This is a genomic window from Immundisolibacter sp. (assembly GCF_014359565.1).
Taxonomy (GTDB): Bacteria; Pseudomonadota; Gammaproteobacteria; order Immundisolibacterales; family Immundisolibacteraceae; genus Immundisolibacter.
Window position 1 is genome coordinate 1 of record NZ_JACIZD010000023.1, and the last position, 21831, is coordinate 21831.

Sequence of the window (21831 nt, forward strand, 5' to 3'; positions counted from 1 at the left end):
GCCTTGGGCGCGTCCGCACCACTGGTGTCGTTGTCCAGCACGTTGCCGGACACGACCGTGGTCGCCCCGTCTTCGGTCAGGCTGTACGGACCGTCCACAGTCGCCGTGGGCACGTCGTCCACGATCTGCACCGACAGGGTGTCGCTGGCACTGCTGCCGTCGCTGTCGGTCAGGAGGACCGCGAAGTCCTCGTAGAGCGCGTTCTGACCCGCCCCCGACGCATGCGCCTCGTTGTCCGCGAGCGTGTAGGTGTAGCTCACCTTGCCGGTCGCCGGGTCATAGGCGGTGAAGGCCAGGGTGTTGCCCAGCGGCGTGGTGAAGCTGGTGGCCGTGAATACGCCGTTGCTGATCACGGCAGTCCCACCGACTGTCAGGTCGTCCAGACCGTCCGGGGCGCTGATGGTGAAATCGCCCGCCTGGGTCAGCGACTCCTTGACGGTGTCGGACCCGTCGGCCAGGTCGTCCTCGTCCACCACCACGTCGCCGCCGTTCGCCTTGGGCGTCAGGCCGGTGATGGTCACGCCGTCGTTGGCGCCGGCAATGGTGATGGTCAGCGTCGCCGGGCTGGTGTCACCGTCGGCGTCCTTCATCGTGTAGTTCAGCGTGTAGCTGAGGTTGCTCGCCGAGGTCAGCGCCTGCGTCGCCGCCAGGGCGTTGTTCAGCACGTAACTCCACGTGCCGTCAGCGTTCTGGGTCAGCGTGCCGTAGGTGTTCAGCCCGGCGATCGCCGTCGTGTCACTCCCACTCCAGGCGTCAAACGCCTTGGGCGCGTCCGCACCACTGGTGTCGTTGTCCAGCACGTTGCCGGACACGACCGTGGTCGCCCCGTCTTCGGTCAGGCTGTACGGACCGTCCACAGTCGCCGTGGGCACGTCGTCCACGATGTCGATGACGATGCTCGCCGGCGCCGAGCTGACGGTGCCGTCACTGGTGGTCAGGGTGAAGGTATCGGTCTCGGTGCCCGACCCGTCGGCGGTCGGGCTGGTCAGGGTGTAGCTGTAGGTCGCCACGCCAGTGGTCGAGTCGTAGCCGGTCACTGTCAGCGTGCCGTTGGTGCCGCTGATCGTGTTGAGCGGATCGCTCGTGCCCAGGACGCCAATCGCGATGGTCGTGCCGTTGATGGTGACCGAATCGATGTCCGCCAGACCGTCCGGGTCGGACACGGTGAAGGTGCCGCCCACCGTGACGGTGGTCGGCGCAGGGGCGGAGCCGTTCGGCAGACCGGCTTCGTACACGATGTCGTTCGCACCCCCCGGACCACCCGCGTTTTCCGGGTCCGGATCGACAACGATGCTCGGCGGATCGTTCACCGGGTTGACCGTAATGTTTACGGTCGCGGTGTCTGTATCGCCATCGGCATCGGTAATGGTGTAGGTAAAGCTATCCGGACCGTTGTAATCGGCATTCGGGGTATAGCTATAAGTACCGTTGGCATTGACCACCACGACGCCATTGCTCGCCGGGGTGTCTAGCGCCCAGACATTTGTGCCGTCGCCCCGGGTGTCGTTGGTTGCCAGGTTGGCGTTGGTGGTGCCGGAGTCTTCATTGACAACGAGTGCATCATCCACAGCAACCGGCAACGCATCCGGCGGGGTGTTATCAAGAATGGTGCCCACGCCCTGGTCATCGGCAAAGGCAGCGTTGCCGCTGACAATACCTGTCAGGTTGACAAAGAACTGTTCGATATTTTCGGGTGCTACATCGCCATAGACCGTAACCTCGATCGTTGCGGAGGTTTGTCCGGCCAGGATAGTCACTGTTCCGCTGGTCGCGCCGTAATCGTTCTCGCCAACGCCCGACCCGCCCGAAATGGCAGAACCATCCGCAGTGGTGAAGCTGATCACAACATCCGTATCGGACGGTTCGCTCAGGGTGACGGTGAAAACGGCCGTGGTAGTGGCAGGATCGTTATCTACCTCTACAACCTCACCGCCAACCACGTTGAAAACCCAGTTGCCGTCAATCGCCGTATCGGGATTGCTGGTGTTTTCCAAATCAAGGATTGCGGCTTGGTTGCCCGACTGGGGAAGCTCGTAGTAGTTAACGCCATCGCCCGCAGTCCAGCCGGCGTGCGCAACACTGCCACCGAAGCCGCCGACACCACCGCTCGCTGCGCCTGTGGTCCATTCGACATTCTCGTATCGGAACTCGAAACCAAAGTTGCCATCGCCCGTCGAGAAAATCCGCAACTGGAAGGCATTTACCAAGTCGGTCTCAGAACTATAGTAGCCAACGTCATCCCACGTAATGGTGATGACGCCATTGGCGGTGTCCAGATGGTAATAAACCAGGTTACTGCCAGTGGACGTGCCGCCTTCCGACACGTTACCGGTCGCGCCGCGCGTATCCACATCAGCGAAGAAAGGGGCAATCATTGGATTGCCGGTATCACCGGTAATAGCAAAAGGCGTGTAGGTGCCCAGCGGCCCATCAAAAGTAATATTGCCGTTATTGTTAATCCAGAAGCCGGTGTAGTTGGTACCGAAGAAATTCATGCCGCCCGGGCCAAAAATCGAAGTAACGTCGATGAAAGCACTCGACCCGTCATCGTTACGCGACATGGCAGCATCGCCAAATCCCGCCGCACCGCCAAGACCGTTGATGAGGCTGTTGCCGCCCTGGCCAGGACCTGGAACGGTCAATGCGGGGAAAGTCCCATCACCACTTTGGCTCTGGCCGCCTTGGCCGCCACGGTGCACAAGGGGTTCCTGCACGGTCACGTCATTAATCGAGATGAGCGGAAGACCTTCCTCGACCGGCAGGATGATGTCGATGGCGTTCTCGAACAGCAGCGGTTCGGCTGCGGTGGGGATGCCCGCCTCGGGCGTGACGGCGTTGAAGTCGTGGTCCAGCACGACGAATGAGTGGCCACCCTCGCCGCCGGCCGCGCCGCCGGCAGCTCCGGCCGCGGTGGGCGGCAGCAACTGGGTGGGATCGCCACCGGCTTCGATGGCGGCCTGAATGTCCTCCACCTTGGCAACGGCGCCGGCAGCCTCGGCATCGGGGCCTTCCTGGCTGTAGACGTCGGAGTCGAGCACCGCCTGGGCATTGCCGCCCAGATCGAACCAGCCGCCGTCGTTGAACTCGATGGTGACAGCGGCGGCATCGGCGGTGCGGATGACTTCGTCGGCGTAGACGACATCGCCGACCGCCAGGACGCGCTCGACGCCGTCCGCGTTGACCGCGACGACGTGGCCGACGACGGTGGTGACGATGCCGATTTGCTGCGCTGCCATGGGTGTTCTCCCGGTTGAAGATTGCGGCGAAACCGCGGCGCGGTGCTCGGATGGCCCGGCTTGCGGTTTTTACGGGACGCATGATGTGCGCCCTGTGCGGGCTTTGCTATTGGCTAGAAGTCCAAGAGAAACGCTTACGTCTTGACGCTCCCCACTCCCCGGATGGGAAACGTTCGCTGGCTGATCCCCGGAGCGATGGCTGGACAGGCTGAGGAAGTGCTAGTCGCAGGTAAACCGTGATTCCGCGACACATCCGCGACGTTTGCGGCGCATCTTAACGATTGCTAACGGGGGATCCCCGACGGGCCGGCGGGATCCTGCGCACTGCGCCAGGCGTCACGCAGCGGTCACAACCGGCTGCGAATCTGCGCCCCGCCACGACCCGGCCAGCAAGGAGCGTTCCGATGACCCAGTCGATGACCCGGTCCGGGACCGGCAGGCGCGCGCAGGGCGCGCGGCGGTGCGGCGCGGCGCGCCTGCTGACGGGGGCACTGCTGGCCGCGCTGCTGGCGGGCGGGACCTCCGCCGCGCCCGCCGACCCCGCGCTGTGGGCGCCGCGCATGGCCGAGGCGTGGCGCGAGATGCTTGCCGACGCGCGGCCCGCCACCGACACGCCCGCCCTCCATATGCCCCCTGCCTCCGGCGCCGATCCCGCCGCGATCGAGGCCGACATGGCGCGCCTGATCGCCGGCTATGCGGCCGAGCCGCTGCTGGCCGAAAAGGCGCCGCCCGCTTTCGTCCAGGCCGCGCGCCTTGCGCGCGAGGCCGCCAGCCCGGCCAGCCGCGGCGTCATGTATGACCTTGCCCGCGACATCCTGCTGACCGCGCAGATCCTGTCGGGCAAGGATCCGGACGACTTCGCGCCCCTGCGGCTGTGGGCGCAGGCCGACCCGTTCCGGGCCGCGCTGGTGCCCGGGCTGGGGCTTGCCGACAGCGACATCGCGGGGTTCGAGCGCATGAGGGCGCTGGACGCGCAGGCCGGGCTGGGCGTGCTGGGCAACGAGCCCGCGGCCGGTCAGGTGGCCCGCGCCTGGGACGCGCAGGCCGACCAGCCGGTCAACCGGGTGCTGCCGACGCGCCTTCAGGCCTGGGCCGACGGCGTCGAGGCGGCCTGGCCGCGCCTCGACGCCGAGGAACGCGCGCAGGTGCTGGGCGCGCTGACCAACCCCAGGATCCCGCCCGCGGCGCTCTTGGAAAAGGTCATCGGCACGCGCGACGTGATCGGCTGGCTGGCGGCGATCGATGTGCCGCTGACCCCGGCCGAGCGCGAGGCCAGCCCCGAGCTTGTCCATTTCATGCAGATGGGCGCCTTTGCCGGCCCGCTGAAGGCGCCGCTGATGGAAATCGCCCTGCTGCGCGCGGCCCAGGGCGCGGCCGCCGGCGCGGGCGCGGCCGCCGACCAGCTGATGCGGCTGAACAACTGGGGCGCCATGACGGGCGAAATGCACAGCTGGGAATCCTACCGCCACATGACCGAGGGGCAGTAGCCACCGGCGCAGTGGCCCATGAGGATGAAACGCGCCGGATCGGCGACCCATTCGGCAGCGTGACGCTGGACATGCGCCAGCGCGGCGGCGACGTGGCCGGCCTGGGCGATGGGGTCGGCGTCGGGAATCATCGGGCAGTTCACCGAGATGAAGGCGATGCCCTGGGGCGCCCAGCGGACGAGCTTGTTCTTGACGACCTTGGCATGGCGCGTGTCGCCCAGGCGCCAGCCACCGCCATGCACCATGAAGACGACCGGCGCCGGCTGGTCCGGACGGTAGCTCGGCAGGGCGAGGCGCGGCGGGTCGGTTCCGTTGATCAGGGAGCGGCCGTTTCGATTCTAGGCACGTTGCCATTGAGTTCGTTCACGTCGGGCTGGGCGGCTGCGCTTGTTGCGCTCTACGCGAGCTGCTCCACTGGCGACGCTGGTTCTTAACTCCGGGCGCCGCGAATTCGTGCTTGCCGTTTTCCGCACTGCAAAGTAAGCTGGCCGGGTGCCTCTTGGATGTACCAAATGGTTGTTTAATTAACTGTTGGCAAACGGTTTTTTCATGGCAATCACAAATCATGAACCGGTCACGGTCAGCATCGCCCGGCGCGTGCGGCCGGGCAAGGAACAGGCATACGAATCCTGGGTCCGGCAGATCATTGCCGCGGTCTCCCGCTACCCGGGCCACCTCGGAGTGGCGGTGCTCAAACCCGTGCCCGGCGGGCGGGCCGATTACGTGCTGGTGGACCGCTTCGACAGCCTGCAACATCAGCAGAACTGGGAGCAGTCCGCCGAGCGGGCCGGTTTTCTGCAACGCCTGGCGGATCTCACCGAAGGCGAGGAACGCATACAGAAGGTATCCGGCCTCGAATTCTGGTTCTCGCTGCCGGAGGTGCCGGCCGAGGCCGTGCCACACCGGCACAAGATGACGCTGGTCATCACCCTGGCGGTGTTCTGCCTGGGGATGACCCTGAATGGACTGTTCGGTGACCTGTTGCACCAGTTGCCGTTGGTGGTGCGCGTGGCGGTGCTGTCGATCGTGCAGGTCGTGGCGCTCAGTTACCTGCTCATGCCGCGTCTAACGGCACTGCTCAAAAACTGGCTGTACGACAGCCCGTGAAGGCACCACCGCTCCCGCCCGCTGGGGACGCGCTCCGGAGGCGAAACCGTGGGCGCAGTTGTTACCGATTTCGATGGTCAGGTTGAGGCACCACGTATATACCGGGTGAGTGCCGATGGGTTACGGTCTGACGACATCCGCCCATCCTGCGCGGGCCGACCGCCTGCCTTAATCCGGAGTCTGCGCTGAACCTCTACGACCGTTACCTGCTGCCGCTGCTGATCGACGCCGGCTGCGGCCTGAAGGATTTCCAGGCGCTGCGCGCGCTGTTGCTGCCGCAGGCCACCGGCGCGGTGCTGGAAATCGGCATCGGAACCGGGCGCAACCTGCCGTTCTACGATCCGGCGCGGGTCAGCTCGCTGCAGGGTCTCGACCCGGCCGGCCAGATGCACCGCAAGGCGCAAGCGCGCGCCAAGGCAGCCGGGCTTGAGGTGGAGCTGATCGCCCTGTCCGCGGAGCAGATTCCGGCGCCCGATGCCAGCTACGACACGGTGGTCTGTACCTTCACGCTGTGCACCATTCCCGCTCCGGTGACGGCGCTGCGCGAAATGCGGCGCGTGCTCAAGACCGGCGGCAAGCTGCTGTTCTGCGAGCATGGCCGCGCGCCCGAGGCGCCGGTGCAACGCTGGCAGGACCGTCTGACGCCATGGTGGAAGCCCATCGCCGGCGGCTGTCACCTGAACCGCGACGTGCGGGCGATGCTCAGCGCCGGCGGCTTCGTGCCGACGCAAATCGAGTCGAGCTATCTGAGCGGCCCCAAGCCGCTGGTGTACGTGACGCGCGGCGTTGCGGTGGCCGCCTGAACCGGGCCACCCGCTTCGCGCCGAGTGAGCCGCGCTTATTGCGCCTGCGCGCTGAACCAATGCGATATGCCGTCGTGATTCATCGTGCCGAGCGCAACTGCTGACGGTCCGGCCTAGCCACGCATCGCCGGGAACCGCACCCGGCGCGCGCGGTCTATTTTTCGGGAACCTTCAACCCGGAGGACGCAATGACCAGAGACCACGGCCCTTCCATCAAGGACGACGCGCGCTACGAAGAATTGCGCCGGCATGGCTACAGCAAGGAAAAGTCCGCCCGCATCGCCAACACGCCCCGGCACGCGGCCGCCACCCGCGGCGGCAAGGCCGGTGATTACGAAGATCAGACCCGCGCGCTGCTGTACGAGCAGGCCAAGCAGGTCGGCATTGCCGGCCGCTCGCGCATGAATAAGGCCGAACTCATCCACGCGCTGCGCCACCACTGAGGGCCTCGCCGTGCCCCGTCCGGTCTGGCGCGGTCACATTACCTTCGGGCTGGTGAGCATCCCCGTGATGCTATACGCGGCTGAACACCGCAGCGAGCTGCAATTTCGCATGCTCGATTCGCGCAACCACGCCCGCGTGCGCTATGAGCGCGTGAACGAGGAAACCGGTGCCGAGGTGCCGTGGGACCGGATCGTGCGCGCCTTCGAGTACGACGCCGGCAACTACGTCGTGCTCAGCGACGAGGACTTCCAGCGCGCCGCGCCGGAGTCCTCCCACAGCGCAGACATCGAGTGCTTCGTGCCGCAGGATGCGATCTGCGCCAAGTGGTTTGATAAGCCCTACTACCTGGCTCCGGATCGCAAGGCCAAGGGTGAAAAGGGCTACGCGCTGCTGCGCGATGCGCTGAAAAAAAGCCGGCGCGTGGGCATCGCCACGGTGGTGATCCGCACCCGCGCGCACCTCGCCGCGCTCATCCCCGAAGGCGAAGTGCTGCTGCTGAACCTGCTGCGCTATCACCATGAACTGCACGGCGTGGATGACCTCGGCCTGCCGGCGGGCACCTTCGAGGCACCCAAGATCAACCCGCGCGAACGGGATATGGCCGAACAGCTCGTCGAATCCATGAGCGGCCCGTGGCGACCGCAGGACTGGCACGACGAATACCGGGCGCAGCTGAGCGCCTACATCGACCAGCGCGTCGCCGCCGGCCAGGTGGAAACCTCGCCCGACGACGACGAAGCGCCCGCCCCGCCGCGCAGCTCGAACGTCCTGGACATGACCGCGCTGCTCAAGCGCAGCCTGGAGCGCCGCCAGGGCAAGGCCGCGCCCGACGCCCCGCAAGCCAAGGCCGCCCGCAAGCCGACAGCGCGCAAGGCTCCCGCACGCAAGCCCGCCACCAAGGCGCGCAAGCCAGCCAGCGGACGCAAGCGCGCCGCCTGAAACGCCAGCCATGGCACTCGACACCTACCGCGCCAAACGCAACTTCGCGCGCACATCAGAACCGCCGGATGCGCCCGGCACGGCAGGTAACCGGCTGCGCTACGTCATCCAGCGCCACGCCGCGCGCCGTCTGCATTACGACTTTCGCCTCGAACTCGATGGCGTGCTCAAGAGCTGGGCGGTGCCCAAGGGCCCCAGCCCCAACCCCGCCGACAAGCGCCTGGCCGTGCGCGTGGAGGACCACCCGCTGGCCTATGGCGACTTCGAGGGCACCATCCCGGCGGGCGAGTACGGCGCCGGCACCGTGCAGCTGTGGGACCAGGGCTGGTGGCAGCCGGTCGGTGATCCACACGCCGGCTACCGGCGCGGCAAGCTCGAGTTCGTGCTGCACGGCCAGCGTCTCAAGGGCCGCTGGGCGCTGGTGCGCATGCACGGCCGTGCCGGCGGCGATGCCGACAACTGGCTGCTGATCAAGGAACGGGACGACGCCGGCGGCGACGCGCCCACCGAGGGCGATCGCAGCGTCGCGTCCGCGCGCGGCATGGACGAGATCACCGCCAATGCCCGGCCCCGACGCCGCGCCGCGCCGCTGTTCACGACGCCGTCTGATGCGTCGCCAGACGTGGCGGCCGACCCGCCCGCGAACCTGCGCCCGATGCTCGCCACCCTGGTCAAGGCCCTGCCGGAAGGCGGCGACTGGCTGCACGAGATCAAGCTCGACGGCTACCGGCTGCTGGCGCACGTGCGCGCGGACGGCGTGCGCCTGTACACGCGCAGCGGCCAGGACTGGACCGCGCGCCTGCGCCCGCTGGCGGACGCGATTGCCGGCGCCGGACTGCCCCCGTGCGTGCTGGACGGCGAACTGGTGGTGTTCGATGCCGCCGGCATCAGCCGCTTTCAGCTGCTCCAGCAGGCGCTTGGCGAGGGTGGTCGCGAAGGCAGGCGCAAGGGCAAGGGCGATGCCAGCACGCTGCACTATGTGGTGTTCGACCTGCCCTGGTGTGCCGGCGCGGACCTGCGCGACCAGCCGCTGCATGCGCGCAAGGCCCGGCTGGCACAGCTCCTGGCCGGGGTGAAGACCCCCGCGCTGCGCTATGGCGATCATGTGGAAGGTCAGGGCGCGGAGTTCTTTGCGCAGGCCTGCCGGCACGGGCTGGAAGGCATCATCGCCAAGCAGGCCGACAGCACCTACCGCGCCGCGCGCACCCGCAGCTGGCTCAAGCTCAAGTGCGGAGCGCGCCAGGAAGTGGTGATCGGCGGCTATAGCGATCCTCAGGGCAGCCGTGCCGGCTTCGGGGCGCTGCTGGTCGGTTATTACGATGGCGACGGCGAGCTGGTGTATGCCGGGCGCGTCGGCACCGGCTTTGACAACCGCCTGCTGCGCACGCTGCACCGGCGCCTGAAAGAACTCGCGCGGCCCGACAGCCCCTTCAAGTCCCTGCCGGCGGACGCCCGGCGCGGCGCCCATTTCGTGGCTCCGGAACTGGTGTGCGAGGTGGCCTTCACCGAATGGACCGGCGATGGCCATATGCGCCACCCGAGCTTTCTGGGCCTGCGCGAGGACAAGGATGCAAAGCAGGTGACCCGCGAACGCCCGGCCGACGCGCCGGCTGCGGACACGCCGGCCGCCGCACCGCCCGCGCCCCGAACGCCAACCCGGAACACCGCGCGCGCGAAAGTGCCGGGCAAAGCAGCCACGCGCCGGAGTGCCGGGCGCAGGCCCGAGGCCGGCACCGCCCGCGTCGCCGGAGTGACGATCACCCACCCCGACCGGGTGCTGTTCCCGGACCAGGGCCTCACCAAGCTGGCGCTGGCGGAGTTTTATCTCGCCGTGGCGCCGCTGGCCCTGCCGCACGTCGAAGGCCGGCCGCTGTCTTTGCTGCGCTGCCCGCAGGGGCGCGCGCGGGCATGTTTTTTCCAGAAGCACTTGGGGCCGGGCGCGCCCGAGGCCATCGGCGCGGTGGAAGTGCCCGAGGATGATGGCGTCGATCTGTATCCCGTGGTACGCGACGCCGCCGGCCTGGTGGGTCTGGTGCAGCTCGGCGTGCTGGAACTGCACCCTTGGGGCAGCCGCGCGGACCGTCTGGACCGCCCAGACCGGCTGATCCTGGACCTCGATCCCGCGCCGGATGTGGCTTTCGAGCGCGTGAAGGACGCGGCCCGCGTGGTACGCGAAGTGCTGGCCGACCTTGACCTGGAGGCCTTCGTGAAAACCACCGGCGGCAAGGGTCTGCACGTGGTCGCGCCGCTGGACCGGCGCACGGACTGGGACACGCTCAAGGGCTTCGCCCGCGCCATTGCACAGCTGCGGGAACGCTCCGCGCCGAAGGACTACGTGGCCAGCGCCAGCAAGGCGAAGCGCGACGGGCGGATCTTCGTGGACTGGCTGCGCAACGGCCGCGGTGCCACGGCGGTCGCGCCATATGTGACCCGGGCCCGGCCCGGCGCGCCGGTGGCCACGCCGCTGAGCTGGGACGAACTCGACACGCTGACCAGCGGCGCCGCCTGGACGGTGACCAACTTCGCCGAGCGCATGGAGCACGTGCGCCGCGCTGACCCCTGGGCGGGCTTTTTCAAGCAGCGCCAGACCGTCAGCGCCGCGGCGCTTCGGAAGGTAGGCGCCGGGAGCTGAATGCGGCGGGTGGGGTCACTCGATGGCCGCCCGTCGCTCAAGGACGCCAGTGAATGGTGACCTGGAATTATGTGATTGCTATCAAGGATGAATAGTTGCCGGCAACGAGGTTCTTTTGCGATTTCAAGCGCCGCGTCTCTTATGAGTGCGGTACGCACTAGTGACGATGGATCACCCCTCGTCGAGATCCATAAACCCCTTCGTTTTTATGCCTTTGATGAGGCGCATTCCATGCCAATGCGGGACGGATATGCGCTCCGGCAGGCCGCACTGAAAAGTCGAATCTGAACTTACATCTCCCCAGTGAGTCCTAATTGATGCCAGCAATTCTCCCTGACCCAATGATGAGGTGCTCCTGTGAACGATGCTCAAGTCAACGAACTGCTCCTGCAATCCCTCGAACACGAACGCGGTGGAGTGAAGCTCTACGCCGCCGCGGTGAAGTGTGCGAGTAACGACGACCTGAAAGAAGAATGGGAAAAATACCTCACCGAATCGCGCCGGCACGTGCAGGTCCTGGAGGAGGTATGCAAGTCCCTGGCGCTGGATACGGAGAAAATGTCTCCAGGCCGCAAGGTGGTTGCCGCCCTTGGCCAAAGCCTGCTCAGCGCGGTCGAGACCGCCAAGCGTGAAGCGGATCCCGCGGCGGCGCAGATCATTGCCGCCGAATGTGTGGTGCTCGCCGAAACCAAGGACCACCTTGACTGGGAGTTGACCGGTCTTTGCGCCGAGAAATCCACCGGCGCACGTGCCAAGGCACTGCGCGCTGCATACGAGGAAGTCGAAGACCAGGAAGACGAGCACCTGTACCATACCAAGGGTTGGTGCCGGGAGCTGTGGATTGAGTCGCTGGGCATGAAGGCCGTGCTGCCGCCGCCCGAAGAGCGCAAGAAGGTCAAGACCGCCATTGGCGCCGAGCGCGCCAAGAACGCCCGCACGACGACGCCGACCGACTGAGATTCGGCGGCGCATACGGCGGCGTGACCGAACATCCAGAAGTGGATGCTCGGCTCCCGCCGCTGGGTTCGCATGAAAACCAACACTCCCTTTTTTTGCATAAGGTCGGCAGCCTGCCGGGCTGCTGACCTTACGCATGTGAACCTCGTCGCCTGCGGCGAGCGGCACCCAGTCGATTGGTTCGCCAAGGCCCGAGTGCCGGTGGCGGCATGAGCCGACCGCTCGGTGCGGGGCATACAGCTTCTGCATGAGGTCAGCGCCTGCAGCGGGCGCGACAATCGCAAGGCGTTCCACGTCATCGGTTCGGATGCGAGTTGTACACTCAGCCGCGCTTCAGCGCCAAAATTCGACCCCGCGATTGCGCCACGCAGTGGCCCGCGTGGCGTCGTCAGAGGGCATCCAGACCGTTCTGCCACCCCAACACAGGAATCCACCGTGTCCGCCTTGTTCCAGCCGTTCACCCTCAAGGACATCACGCTTCGCAACCGCATCGGCGTGCCGCCGATGTGCCAGTACTCGGCCATCGACGGCCGGGTCAACGATTGGCATCACGTGCATCTGGCCGGGCTGGCGCATGGTGGCGCCGGGCTGGTGGTGGTGGAAGCCACGGCGGTATCGCCCGAGGGCCGCATCACGCCCGGCTGCACGGGCATCTGGAACGACGAGCTGGGGCAGGCGTTCGTGCCCATCGTGCAGGCCATCAAGGCCGGCGGCGCGGTGCCGGGCATCCAGATTGCCCACGCCGGGCGCAAGGCCAGCGCCAACCGGCCCTGGGAAGGCGACGATCACATTCCGGACGGCGACCCGCGCGGCTGGCAAACCATCGCGCCGTCGGCCATCCCCTTCGGCGCCCACCTGCCCAAGGTGCCGAAGGCCATGACGCTGGAGGACATCGCCCGTGTGCGCCAGAACTTTGCCGACGCCGCCCGCCGCGCCCTGGCTGCCGGTTTCGAGTGGCTGGAGCTGCACTTCGCCCACGGCTATCTGGCGCAGAGCTTCTTTTCCGTGCATTCCAACCAGCGCACGGACGCCTACGGCGGCAGCTTCGAGAACCGCAGCCGCTTTCTGCTGGAAACCCTGGCCGCGGTACGCGAGGTCTGGCCCGAACGCCTGCCGCTGACCATCCGTTTCGGGGTGGTCGAATTCGACGGCCGGGACGAGGAAACCCTGGCCGAGTCCATTGAACTCACCCGCCGCTTCAAGGCCGGCGGGCTGGATCTGCTCAGCGTCAGCGGCGCGTTCACGTCCCTCGATTCCAGGGTGCCGTGGGGGCCGGCCTTTCTGGCGCCCATCGCCGGCCGCGTGCGCCGCGAGGCGGGTATCCCGGTCGCGTCCGCCTGGGGCCTGGGCGAACCGGCAGTCGCCGAGAAAGCAGTGGCGGACGGCGACATGGACCTGGCGCTGATCGGCAAGGGCCATCTGGCCAACCCGCACTGGCCCTACCAGGCCGCGCGCGAGCTGAACGTCGACAAGCCCTCATGGGTGCTGCCGGCGCCGTATGCGCACTGGTTGGCGGCGCTGGGTTGATGGGGCACGGACTGCCCCTGGGGCACATCGACCATGAAACCCGTCCGTCGATGGACCCGCGGCATTGCGACCCTCAAACCGCCCGCCCGGCCGCCACGCCGGACGCCCATGCCCACTGGAAGTTGTAGCCACCCAGGTGGCCGGTGACATCGACCACCTCGCCAATGAAATAAAGACCCGGCACGCGGCGCGATTCCATGGTCGTCGACGACAACTCGCGGGTGTCGACGCCGCCCAGCGTGACCTCGGCCGTGCGGTAGCCTTCGGTGCCGCTCGGCGTCACGGGCCAGGACGCAAGACGCGCGGCGATGTCGCGCAATTCGTCGGCGCGGTACTGGCGCAGGGGCCGATTTTCCAGCCAGCGCTCGCACAGGCGCTGCGCCAGGCGCTTGGGCAGCAGTTCGGCGAGCAGGGTTTTCAGTTCCGCACCGGGTCGGTGGCGCTGCTGGTCGGCCAGCCACGCGCCTGCATCCAGGTCCGGCAGCAGATTCAGCGTCAGCGGCTCGCCCGGCTGCCAGTAGGACGAAATCTGCAGGATCGACGGTCCGCTGAGACCCCGATGCGTGAACAGCAGTCCGCCCCTGAAGCGCTGCCCGTCGCACCGGCTCTCGACCGGCAGCGACACGCCGGCCAGGTCCGCGTAGTGGTCCAGGTGCGTGCCGCTGAGCGTCAGCGGCACCAGGCCGGCGCGGGTCGGCAGGACGCCGTGACCGAACTGCCGGGCCAGCGCATAACCGAAGCCGGTCGCGCCCATGCGCGGAATCGACAGCCCGCCGGTGGCCACCACCAGTGACGCGGCGGTGAGCACGCCATGCGCGGTGTGCACCGTGTAGCGGCCCTCGCCGCCCTGGACCTGCTGCACCGCGCAGCCGACGCTGATCTGGACCCCGCCGGCGGCGCACTCGTCCAGCAGCATGTTCACGATCTGCCGTGATGATTCGTCACAGAACAGCTGGCCGAGTTCCTTTTCGTGGTACCGGATGCCGTGACGCTCGACCAGCGCGAGGAAATCCCACGGCGTGAAGCGGGCCAGCGCCGACTTGCAGAAATGCGGGTTCTGCGACAGGAAATTGTCCGGCGTGGTGCCCAGGTTGGTGAAATTGCAGCGCCCGCCGCCGGACATGAGGATTTTCTTCCCCACCCGGCTGGCGTGCTCCACCACCCGCACCCGCCGGCCACGCTGCCCGGCCACGGCCGCGCACATGAGGCCGGCGGCGCCGCCGCCGATGATCAGCACGTCGTAATGCATGGGCGAATTATCCGGCCCGGACGGCAGGATTGCCGCGTCGCGGTCCCAACGGCCGGCATCGGCCAGTGCCGATCGGGCCGCTTTCACAAGTACACTTCCGCCCCATGCGTTCTGCGACAAAATCATTTCCGAACGCGGTCAGGGTGGGCGCGCTGCTCGCGGCAGCCGGCATGTTGCTCATCCTGACCGCCTGCTCGACCCCCGGCGGCGGACACGCCAAACGACCAGACTCCGCCGGCACCGCCCGGAAAAACACTGCACCCGCGGCGACACTCGCCACGGAAAGCGAAATCGACATCTGGCAACGCCTGCGCGCCGGCTTTGCCATCGACATGCCGGACGACCCGCAGATCGACACCGAGCTGCGCTGGTACGTGGACCACCCGCTATTCCTCGAGAACGCCTGGGGGCGCGGCAGTCGCTACCTGTTCCACATCCTGAACGAAGTCGAAAAACGCGGCCTGCCGACCGAACTGGCACTGCTGCCGATCGTGGAGAGCGCCTTCCAGCCGAATGCCGTGTCGCGCAGTGACGCGGTCGGCCTGTGGCAGTTCCTGGCCGAGACCGGCAAGGACTACGGCCTGCAGCAAACCGCCTGGGTGGACCAGCGCCGCGACGTCATCGACTCCACCCGCGCGGCGCTCGACTACCTCGACGCGCTGGGCCGACAATTCAACGGCGACTGGACACTGGCGCTGGCCGCCTACAACGGCGGTCCGGGCTACATCTCGCGCATGTGCCAGAGCAACCGCGGCCGGGGACTTGGTGCGAGCTTCCTGGACCTGCCACTGCGCGACGAGACGCGCTGCTACGTACCCAAGCTGCTGGCCCTGCGCAAGCTGGTCGAGGACCCCACCCGTTACGGGGTGAGCCTGCCGGACATTCCGAATGCGCCCTACTTCACCACCGTCGCCGTGGAAGGCCCGATCCGGCTCGACCTGCTGGCCGCGGTGGAAGCACTGAGCCCGGACGACATCCGCGCCCTGAACGCCGGCTTTCACCGCGGCAGCACGCCACCTGGCGGCCCGCATCGCCTGCTGGTGCCGGTCGAGGTCGCCGAGCAGGCGCGGCAACAGCTGGCCATCCTGCCGCGCCAGGCCACGCCGCTGCTGGCCGCCGCGAGCGGCCTGCCAGCGACCGATCTGCCACAACGACGCGTGCAGTGGCGGCGTCACAAGGTGCAGCCGGGCGAGACCCTGACCGGCGTCGCCAATCGTTACCGGGTGAGCATCGCCGCCCTGCGCCAGGCCAACGGCCTGCACACCGGCATGCTCAAACAGGGCCAGGACCTGATGATTCCGGTGGCCTATGCCGCCGATATGCGGCCCGGTCCGCGCCGCGGCTGCGACGGCGAGCGGGTCGTGCATCGAATCGCGGCCGGCGACACGCTGTGGGGCATCGCCCGTCGCTACCAGGTGGACGCCCAGCAGATCACGGCCTGCAATCCGGGCCTTGCCGGCAACGCACTGGCCGTGGGCAAGACGGTGTCGATATTCCGCCCGGCCGAGCTCACTGCCGTGGCGGACGCCACCCGGCGCGAGACCTACACCGTGCGCTCCGGCGATACCGCCTGGCGCATCGCCCAGAACTTCGGCGTCAGCCTGGAGCAGCTGCAACGCTGGAACGGCGACCTGCGCACGCAGGCACTGAAGCCGGGCGATCGCCTGACCGTGATCCGCGGCGGCAGCTGAGCCGCCTTGCTCCCGGCCGTCGACCCATGACACGCAGCGTTTTCTTCGTCTCCGATCAGACCGGCATCACCGTGCAGACGCTCGGCCAGGCGCTGCTGGCGCATTTCCCGAGTGCGGACATCGAGCGGGTCGACATCCCGTTCATCGACAGCCTGCAGAAGGCCGAACAGGTGCTGTCGCGCATCCGCGCCGTGGCTGCCGTCGGGGAGCCGCCGATCGTGCTGTGCAGCATCGTCGACGACGAGCTGCGGGCCGTGATCAAGCGTTCCGGGGTGCTGTGTCTGGACGTGCTGGAAACCTTCATCGCACCGCTGGAGAGCGCCTTTGGCATGGCGGCGCGCCATCAAGCCAGCAGCACCCACGGCTCGCCCGAATCCGGCGACTACGAGGAGCGCATCGAGGCGATCAACTTCAGCCTGGCGCACGACGACGGCGTGGACGGCAAACACCTGGCCGAGGCCGACATCATCCTGATCGGCGTGTCGCGCTCCGGCAAGACGCCGACCAGCCTGTACCTGAGCCTGCAGTTCGGCATCCGGGCCGCCAACTTCCCGCTGACCGAGGACGATCTGGAAAATCAGACCCTGCCGAAGTCCCTGCTGCCGCACCGCGGCAAGCTGTTCGGGCTGAGCATCGACCCGATGCGCGTGCACCGCATCCGCGAGGAACGCCGGCCGGGCAGTCGCTACGCCTCGCTGCCGCAGTGCCAGTTCGAGGCCCGCCAGGCGCTGCGGCTGTACCAGCGCCTGAACATCCCGCACCTGGACTCGACCCACAAGTCGATCGAGGAGATCGCGACCACCGTCATCCAGCAGTTCGGCCTGAAGCGACGCATTTTCTGACGCTCATCCCGTCCCTGCGCGGGCGAGACACGAATACTGCTGCGTGATCCTGGAGAAACGCCGGGAACTTCGGCGTTGCCCTAACGGCGGCCGGGCAGCCCGGCCAGTCGGCGCTCGACGGCCGGCTCGCCCAGCACTGCGTGCACGTCGTCGATACCGATCGCCGCCATATAGTCCGCCAGGTAGTAAGCCTCCGGACGGGCGAACATGACCTGCAATGCACCGGGCAGATCGAAATCGACCTGCCGCGACAGCGCCCGCGCCAACCGCGTGGAGAAATGCCCGAGCGCCACGCCGGGCAGAATGTCGGTCGCCACTGATTCCGGTCCCCCCACCAGCGGAGCCAGGCTGCACCGCAGCAGTGTGTGCAGTTGTGGCGGCAAACCCCAGACCTGCGCCAGGTGCGCGCCGATCATGGCGGAATTGAACCCGAACCGCTGCTGCGTCTGATCGACCAGCTCGATCAGGTCCGGATCGGCGTGATACAGGTCCGCCATCTGCGGATGATGTGAAACCAGCACGATATCGCCCAGCCTGAACAGCAGCGCCTGCGTGGCCAGAATGGAGGGCGACGGCATTCGCAGACGCTGCGCCAACACCAGCGTAATGCCGCTGGCCAGATAACTGTCTCGCCATAGCCCCTGATAGATGCGCTCTGCGGTCAGGTTGCGGGTATCCAAGGGGATCGCCATGGAGTGGTGCACCGCGATGTCACGCACCAGGTTGGCACCCAGAAACGTGATGGCGTGCTGCACGCTGACGATTTCGCGGCTCAGGTTGAACTGCGCGGAGTTGACCGTGCGCAGCAACAGCGCGGCGGTGGCCGGGTCAGTTGCGACGACACGCGCCACCTCGGCCGGATCGTCACCGGCCTGCACCAGTTGCAGCATGATGCCGCGCGGCCGGGGCAGCGCATCGACCAGTGTTGTCAGTTGCAGCGCAACATCCGGCGCCAGCATGTCGTAGTCGAGCAGGTGCAGGACCGGAGCGGCGATTGGCTCGGCGGCGGGCGTTGCGCCGGCCGCGGGCGTCGGAATTGTCGTCGATGCGGTCCCTGCCAGGTCGCCGCTCGCCTTGGTGGCCGTACTGCGGGACAAACGCCGCGACCGGGACGCCGCTCGCTTGCGCTCGGGCCGGGCCGAACGGATCGCCGGCCACAGGAATACGAGCACGGCGACAAGCAATCCACTCACTACGAGGTATGACACGACAGTTCCTGCGCGGGCGATGGTCAGTGACGGCGGTAATGGCTTGGCACCGTCGTGGGCTCAATCATCCGGCACGGCGCCATCACGCGAACGAACCGTCGCGTCGGGCGTGAACGGCTTCGCCCGCCCGCACTCCAGGGTCTCCAACCTAACATGCGGGGGTTCACACCATTGCAGGAGCCAGGAAGGCCTGCGACAGGTAGCCGTCGATGGCGCCATCGCCTTCCAGGTCGACCGCGGCCCAGCCGTTGATTTCCCGTTCGACGAACACTTCCGTGCCCAGCGGCAGCAGGCGCAATACCTCGTGCTCCAGCCCCGGCCCGCTGCGCAGGCGCAGCCCGGAGCGCGCATTGACCCGACTGGTGGCGCGCCACTCGTCGGCCTCCACCCGCTGCGGCATGTCGGGGCTGGCGCGGAAGGCGTCGTCCCCGGCCTCGCGCAGCCATAGCTCGCCCTCGGCCGCACGGCGCCTGACCAGACCGGCCAGGCTCACCTTGCGGCCGGTGTTCGGATCGGTGGCCTTGACCCACTTGGCCAGTTCGCTGGGCACGCAGTCGTAGTCGCCGGCGTTCAGACGTCGCCGCAGGGTGCTGCTGCGCAGCGCGCCCGCGCCGGCGTTGAACACGAAGCTGACCAGGGCCGCGTACTGGCAGTCCGACAGCGGCACGCTGATCAGGCCTTCGACTTGCCCGCCGCAGGCGGCCAGATCGTCCCGCAGGATTTTCTCGGCCTGCCTGGCGGTGATGCTCTGGCCGGGCTGCACATCGCCGGTGTGGCCGTAGCCGATGGTCCATACGCCCGCCGGGCAGCGGTAGGCATCGGTACGCAGGCCCTCGAAGGTGCGCACCAGGTCGAGACCTGCATCGTTCACGGGTCGGGACATGCACGCGTGCTCCTGCTGGGCCAATCAGACATTCCCGATGTACGGTCCCGTCCGACGAAGGACCGTCATTATGCACACCTGCTCGGCGCACGCGGCCGGTCAGGCGCGCCCGTACAGATCGAGCAAGCTGCGCAGGCGCGCCGCCAGGGCGGGCGCCAGCTGCCCCGGCGCCAGCCGCCACCCCCAGTTGCCGATCGTCGTGCCGGGTGTGTTCATGCGCGCCGCGCCGCCCAGGCCCAGCAGGTCCTGCATCGGCAGCACCGCCAGTGCCGCCACCGAGGCCAGCGCCGCGCGGATCAGCGGCCAGGGCATGGCCTCCCCCGGCTGGCCCAGATAATCCAGCGCCCGCTGCGCCGTGGCGTCGGGCAGGCCGCTGAACCAGGACAGCGTGGTGTCGTTGTCGTGCGTGCCGGTGTACACCACATCGTCACGCACGTGGTTGTGCGGCAGGTGCGGATTGCTGCCATCACCGTCGAAGGCGAACTGCAGCACCACCATGCCGGGCAGGTCGAACTGCGTGCGCAGGGCCTCGACCTCGGGCGTGATGATGCCCAGGTTCTCGGCCACCAGCTGCAGGTCGGGAAGCGCCTCCCGTATGGCTGCCAGCAGTCGCGCGCCGGGCACCGGCTGCCAGAAACCGGTGGCGGCCGTCGGAGCCTCGGCCGGAATCATCCACACTGCCTCCAGGCCGCGGAAATGATCGATGCGCAGCAGATCGAACAGCCCGGCCAGCGTGCCGACCCGCCCCCGCCACCAGGCAAAGCCGTTGACCTCGTGCCAGTCCCAGCGGTACTGCGGGTTGCCCCAGCGCTGGCCATCGGCGGCAAAGTAATCGGGCGGCACGCCGGCCACGAAGGTTGGCTCGCCGTTTTCGTCCAGCAGAAAGGCTTCCGGGGCCGCCCACACGTCGGCGCTGTCGTGCGCCACGAACAGGGGCAGGTCACCGAACAGGCGCACGCCGTGCCGGTGGGCGTAGTCGCGCAGCTCCTGCCACTGGGCGAAGAACGCGTACTGCTCGAAGCGGACCTGCGCCAGCGCCGCCGCGTGACGCTCGCGGGCGCTGGCCAGCGCCCGCCGGTTGCGGTTGCGCTCGCCCTTAGGCCAAGCGGTCCACGCCAGCCCGCGATGCGCCACCTTGAGCGCGCTGTAGAGGGCGAAGTCCTCCAGCCAGTGCGCCTCGCGGATGCAGAAATCCGGAAAATCGACCGCCGGCGCAGCGCAAAACGCAGCGCCGGCCGCCTGCAGGTGTTCGGCGCGTGAGCGTGCCGGATCGACCGCCTGCAGCCAGCCGCGATCGCGCAGCCAGTCCAGGCTGATCAGCTCGGGACAGCCGGCATGCGCGGAGGTGGACTGGTACGGACTGCCGCCGTCGCCGGCCGGACCGACCGGCAGCATCTGCCACACGCTGCAACCGGCGGCGGCCAGAAATTCGACGAAACGGTAGGCCTCGTGCCCCAGGTCGCCGCGGGCGAAGGGTCCGGGCAGGGAGGTCGGATGCAGCAGTACGCCAGCCCGTCGCTCACCGGGCATGGTGCAGCGCCTGGCCCAGCATCTCCGGAATGACCAGCGTCACGCCGCCGGGCGTGACGCTGAAACGCTGCGCATCGGCAGCCGGATCCTCGCCGATCACCATGCCCGGCGGAATCACGCAGCCGCGCTCAACGATGGCGCGGCGGATGCGGCAGCCCTCGCCGATCTTCACCTGCGGCAGCACAACGCATTCCTGGACCTGCGCGCCGGCCTCGATGTGCACGTCGGTGAACAGCAGGGACCGGCGCACCGTGGCGCCAGAGATGATGCAGCCGCCGGACACCACCGAATCCACCGCCATGCCACGGCGATCGTCGTCGTCGAACACGAACTTGGCCGGCGGCACCTGCTCCTGCAGGGTCCAGATCGGCCACTCGGTGTCGTACAGGTTCAGCTCCGGGGTCACGCCGACCAGGTCCATGTTGGCCGCGTAGTAGGCGTCCAGCGTGCCGACGTCGCGCCAATAGGCCTGCCCGCCGGTGACCGGATCGACGAACGGATAGGCGAAGGCCCGGTAACGGTCCAGCAGGCCAGGGATGATGTCGTGGCCGAAATCGTGCTTCGAGCCGCGCGTGTCGGCGTCCTTGTACAGCTGCTCGAACAGGAAACGTGTGTTGAACACGTAGATGCCCATCGAGCACAGCGCCACGTCGCTGCGCCCCGGCATCGGTGGCGGCTCGGCTGGCTTCTCGACGAAGCTGTGAATGCGCATGTCTTCGTCCACGCCCATCACGCCAAAGCCGCTGGCCTCGCTGACCGGCACCTCGAAGCAGCCCACGGTCACGTCAGCCTGGCCCGTCACATGCGCCGCCAGCATCGGGCCGTAGTCCATCTTGTAGATGTGGTCGCCGGCCAGGATCAACACATACTCGGGGTTGTGGGCCGAGATGATGTCCAGGTTCTGCCACACTGCATCGGCCGTGCCGGCGTACCAGGAGGTCTCCAGCCGCTGCTGGGCCGGCAGCAGCTCCACGAACTCGCCGAACTGGCCGCTCAAGTGACCCCAGCCGCGCTGGATGTGCAGCAGCAGCGAGTGCGCCTTGTACTGCGTCAGCACGCCGATGCGGCGGATGCCCGAGTTGACGCAGTTGGACAGCGGAAAGTCGATGATGCGGAACTTGCCACCGAAGGGCACCGCCGGCTTGGCCCGCCACAGGGTCAGCTGTTCCAGGCGACTGCCGCGCCCGCCGGCCAGGATCAGCGCCAGGGTGTCGCGCGTCAGTTCGCTGATGAAGCGTTCTGGCCGTTTGGCACCGTTCATGCGAAGCGTCTCCGGTTGATCGTGAGGGGGCCACA

Annotated in this window: 17 protein-coding genes; 10 read left to right on the forward strand and 7 right to left on the reverse strand. The window is 67.7% G+C overall.

The genetic code is table 11. The features are described from left to right. Positions 1-3236: retention module-containing protein (locus H5U26_RS14440; RefSeq protein ID WP_290620930.1), on the reverse strand; the 3236-nt coding region annotated here is incomplete at its 3' end. A 404-nt stretch (positions 3237-3640) separates the two neighbouring features. Between H5U26_RS14440 and H5U26_RS14445 the strand changes: the two genes are divergently transcribed. Continuing rightward, positions 3641-4723 carry a hypothetical protein gene (locus H5U26_RS14445; protein WP_290620932.1) on the forward strand — a complete coding sequence of 361 codons (1083 nt, stop codon included), beginning with the start codon at positions 3641-3643 and terminating at the stop codon, positions 4721-4723. On the opposite strand, the gene H5U26_RS14450 is transcribed toward H5U26_RS14445, so the two are convergent. Beyond that, positions 4696-4968 (reverse strand): alpha/beta hydrolase, encoded by a 273-nt coding sequence (locus tag H5U26_RS14450; protein ID WP_290620934.1) that lies wholly within the window; start codon positions 4966-4968, stop codon positions 4696-4698. The two genes, H5U26_RS14445 and H5U26_RS14450, sit on opposite strands and share 28 nt — an antisense overlap. A 304-nt stretch (positions 4969-5272) precedes the next feature. Here H5U26_RS14450 and H5U26_RS14455 point away from each other — a divergent pair, with 304 nt between their 5' ends. The 7 genes from H5U26_RS14455 to H5U26_RS14485 all read left to right on the forward strand — a co-directional run bounded on the left by H5U26_RS14455 (position 5273) and on the right by H5U26_RS14485 (position 13132). Further along, positions 5273-5830, forward strand: a complete 558-nt coding sequence (locus H5U26_RS14455; protein ID WP_290620936.1) for an antibiotic biosynthesis monooxygenase — start codon at positions 5273-5275, stop codon at positions 5828-5830. A gap of 185 nt (positions 5831-6015) precedes the next feature. Continuing rightward, a complete protein-coding gene (locus tag H5U26_RS14460) occupies positions 6016-6633 on the forward strand; it encodes a class I SAM-dependent methyltransferase (RefSeq protein ID WP_366055984.1) in 618 nt (205 codons plus the stop codon). Between the two features lie 188 nt (positions 6634-6821). Further along, positions 6822-7076: a Rho termination factor N-terminal domain-containing protein gene (locus H5U26_RS14465; protein WP_290620938.1), complete on the forward strand. Its 255-nt coding sequence runs from the start codon at positions 6822-6824 to the stop codon at positions 7074-7076. A 10-nt stretch (positions 7077-7086) separates the two neighbouring features. Further along, a complete protein-coding gene (locus H5U26_RS14470) occupies positions 7087-8016 on the forward strand; it encodes a Ku protein (RefSeq protein ID WP_290620940.1) in 930 nt (309 codons plus the stop codon). A gap of 10 nt (positions 8017-8026) precedes the next feature. Beyond that, the gene (gene ligD / locus H5U26_RS14475) at positions 8027-10648 is read left to right on the forward strand and encodes a DNA ligase D (protein WP_290620942.1); all 2622 of its coding nucleotides are present in this window, start codon (positions 8027-8029) and stop codon (positions 10646-10648) included. Positions 10649-11005: 357 nt separating this feature from the next. Continuing rightward, on the forward strand, positions 11006-11605 hold the full coding sequence (locus H5U26_RS14480; RefSeq protein ID WP_290620944.1) for a hypothetical protein: 600 nt from the start codon (positions 11006-11008) through the stop codon (positions 11603-11605). 435 nt (positions 11606-12040) lie between these two features. Further along, a complete protein-coding gene (locus H5U26_RS14485) occupies positions 12041-13132 on the forward strand; it encodes an NADH:flavin oxidoreductase/NADH oxidase (protein ID WP_290620946.1) in 1092 nt (363 codons plus the stop codon). Positions 13133-13205: 73 nt separating this feature from the next. On the opposite strand, the gene H5U26_RS14490 is transcribed toward H5U26_RS14485, so the two are convergent. Beyond that, complete coding sequence (locus H5U26_RS14490) at positions 13206-14381, reverse strand: NAD(P)/FAD-dependent oxidoreductase (RefSeq protein WP_290620948.1); 1176 nt, start codon at positions 14379-14381, stop codon at positions 13206-13208. Positions 14382-14551: 170 nt separating this feature from the next. Here H5U26_RS14490 and H5U26_RS14495 point away from each other — a divergent pair, with 170 nt between their 5' ends. Further along, positions 14552-16072, forward strand: a complete 1521-nt coding sequence (locus tag H5U26_RS14495) for a LysM peptidoglycan-binding domain-containing protein (protein ID WP_290620950.1) — start codon at positions 14552-14554, stop codon at positions 16070-16072. Positions 16073-16098: 26 nt separating this feature from the next. Then, on the forward strand, positions 16099-16914 hold the full coding sequence (locus H5U26_RS14500; RefSeq protein WP_290620952.1) for a pyruvate, water dikinase regulatory protein: 816 nt from the start codon (positions 16099-16101) through the stop codon (positions 16912-16914). An 80-nt stretch (positions 16915-16994) separates the two neighbouring features. Here the strand turns inward: H5U26_RS14500 and H5U26_RS14505 are convergent, their stop codons facing one another. The 4 genes from H5U26_RS14505 to glgC all read right to left on the reverse strand — a co-directional run bounded on the left by H5U26_RS14505 (position 16995) and on the right by glgC (position 21796). Next, complete coding sequence (locus H5U26_RS14505) at positions 16995-18122, reverse strand: HDOD domain-containing protein (RefSeq protein WP_290620954.1); 1128 nt, start codon at positions 18120-18122, stop codon at positions 16995-16997. 163 nt (positions 18123-18285) lie between these two features. After that, positions 18286-19005: a glycoside hydrolase family protein gene (locus H5U26_RS14510; RefSeq protein WP_290620956.1), complete on the reverse strand. Its 720-nt coding sequence runs from the start codon at positions 19003-19005 to the stop codon at positions 18286-18288. Between the two features lie 99 nt (positions 19006-19104). Then, complete coding sequence (gene malQ / locus H5U26_RS14515) at positions 19105-20535, reverse strand: 4-alpha-glucanotransferase (protein WP_290620958.1); 1431 nt, start codon at positions 20533-20535, stop codon at positions 19105-19107. After that, complete coding sequence (gene glgC / locus H5U26_RS14520) at positions 20525-21796, reverse strand: glucose-1-phosphate adenylyltransferase (RefSeq protein WP_290620959.1); 1272 nt, start codon at positions 21794-21796, stop codon at positions 20525-20527. Before glgC ends, malQ begins: the two co-directional genes overlap by 11 nt. Between the last annotated feature and the right edge of the window lie 35 nt (positions 21797-21831).

What these genes read in the sequence shown, in the direction of transcription:
- H5U26_RS14465 (WP_290620938.1), top strand. Translation starts at nt 6,822, where the DNA reads ATGACCAGAGACCACGGCCCTTCCATCAAGGACGACGCGCGCTACGAA.
- H5U26_RS14450 (WP_290620934.1), bottom strand. Translation starts at nt 4,968, where the DNA reads ATGGTGCATGGCGGTGGCTGGCGCCTGGGCGACACGCGCCATGCCAAG.
- ligD (WP_290620942.1), top strand. Translation starts at nt 8,027, where the DNA reads ATGGCACTCGACACCTACCGCGCCAAACGCAACTTCGCGCGCACATCA.
- H5U26_RS14445 (WP_290620932.1), top strand. Translation starts at nt 3,641, where the DNA reads ATGACCCAGTCGATGACCCGGTCCGGGACCGGCAGGCGCGCGCAGGGC.
- H5U26_RS14500 (WP_290620952.1), top strand. Translation starts at nt 16,099, where the DNA reads ATGACACGCAGCGTTTTCTTCGTCTCCGATCAGACCGGCATCACCGTG.
- H5U26_RS14495 (WP_290620950.1), top strand. Translation starts at nt 14,552, where the DNA reads ATGTTGCTCATCCTGACCGCCTGCTCGACCCCCGGCGGCGGACACGCC.
- H5U26_RS14455 (WP_290620936.1), top strand. Translation starts at nt 5,273, where the DNA reads ATGGCAATCACAAATCATGAACCGGTCACGGTCAGCATCGCCCGGCGC.
- malQ (WP_290620958.1), bottom strand. Translation starts at nt 20,535, where the DNA reads ATGCCCGGTGAGCGACGGGCTGGCGTACTGCTGCATCCGACCTCCCTG.
- H5U26_RS14510 (WP_290620956.1), bottom strand. Translation starts at nt 19,005, where the DNA reads ATGTCCCGACCCGTGAACGATGCAGGTCTCGACCTGGTGCGCACCTTC.
- glgC (WP_290620959.1), bottom strand. Translation starts at nt 21,796, where the DNA reads ATGAACGGTGCCAAACGGCCAGAACGCTTCATCAGCGAACTGACGCGC.
- H5U26_RS14490 (WP_290620948.1), bottom strand. Translation starts at nt 14,381, where the DNA reads ATGCATTACGACGTGCTGATCATCGGCGGCGGCGCCGCCGGCCTCATG.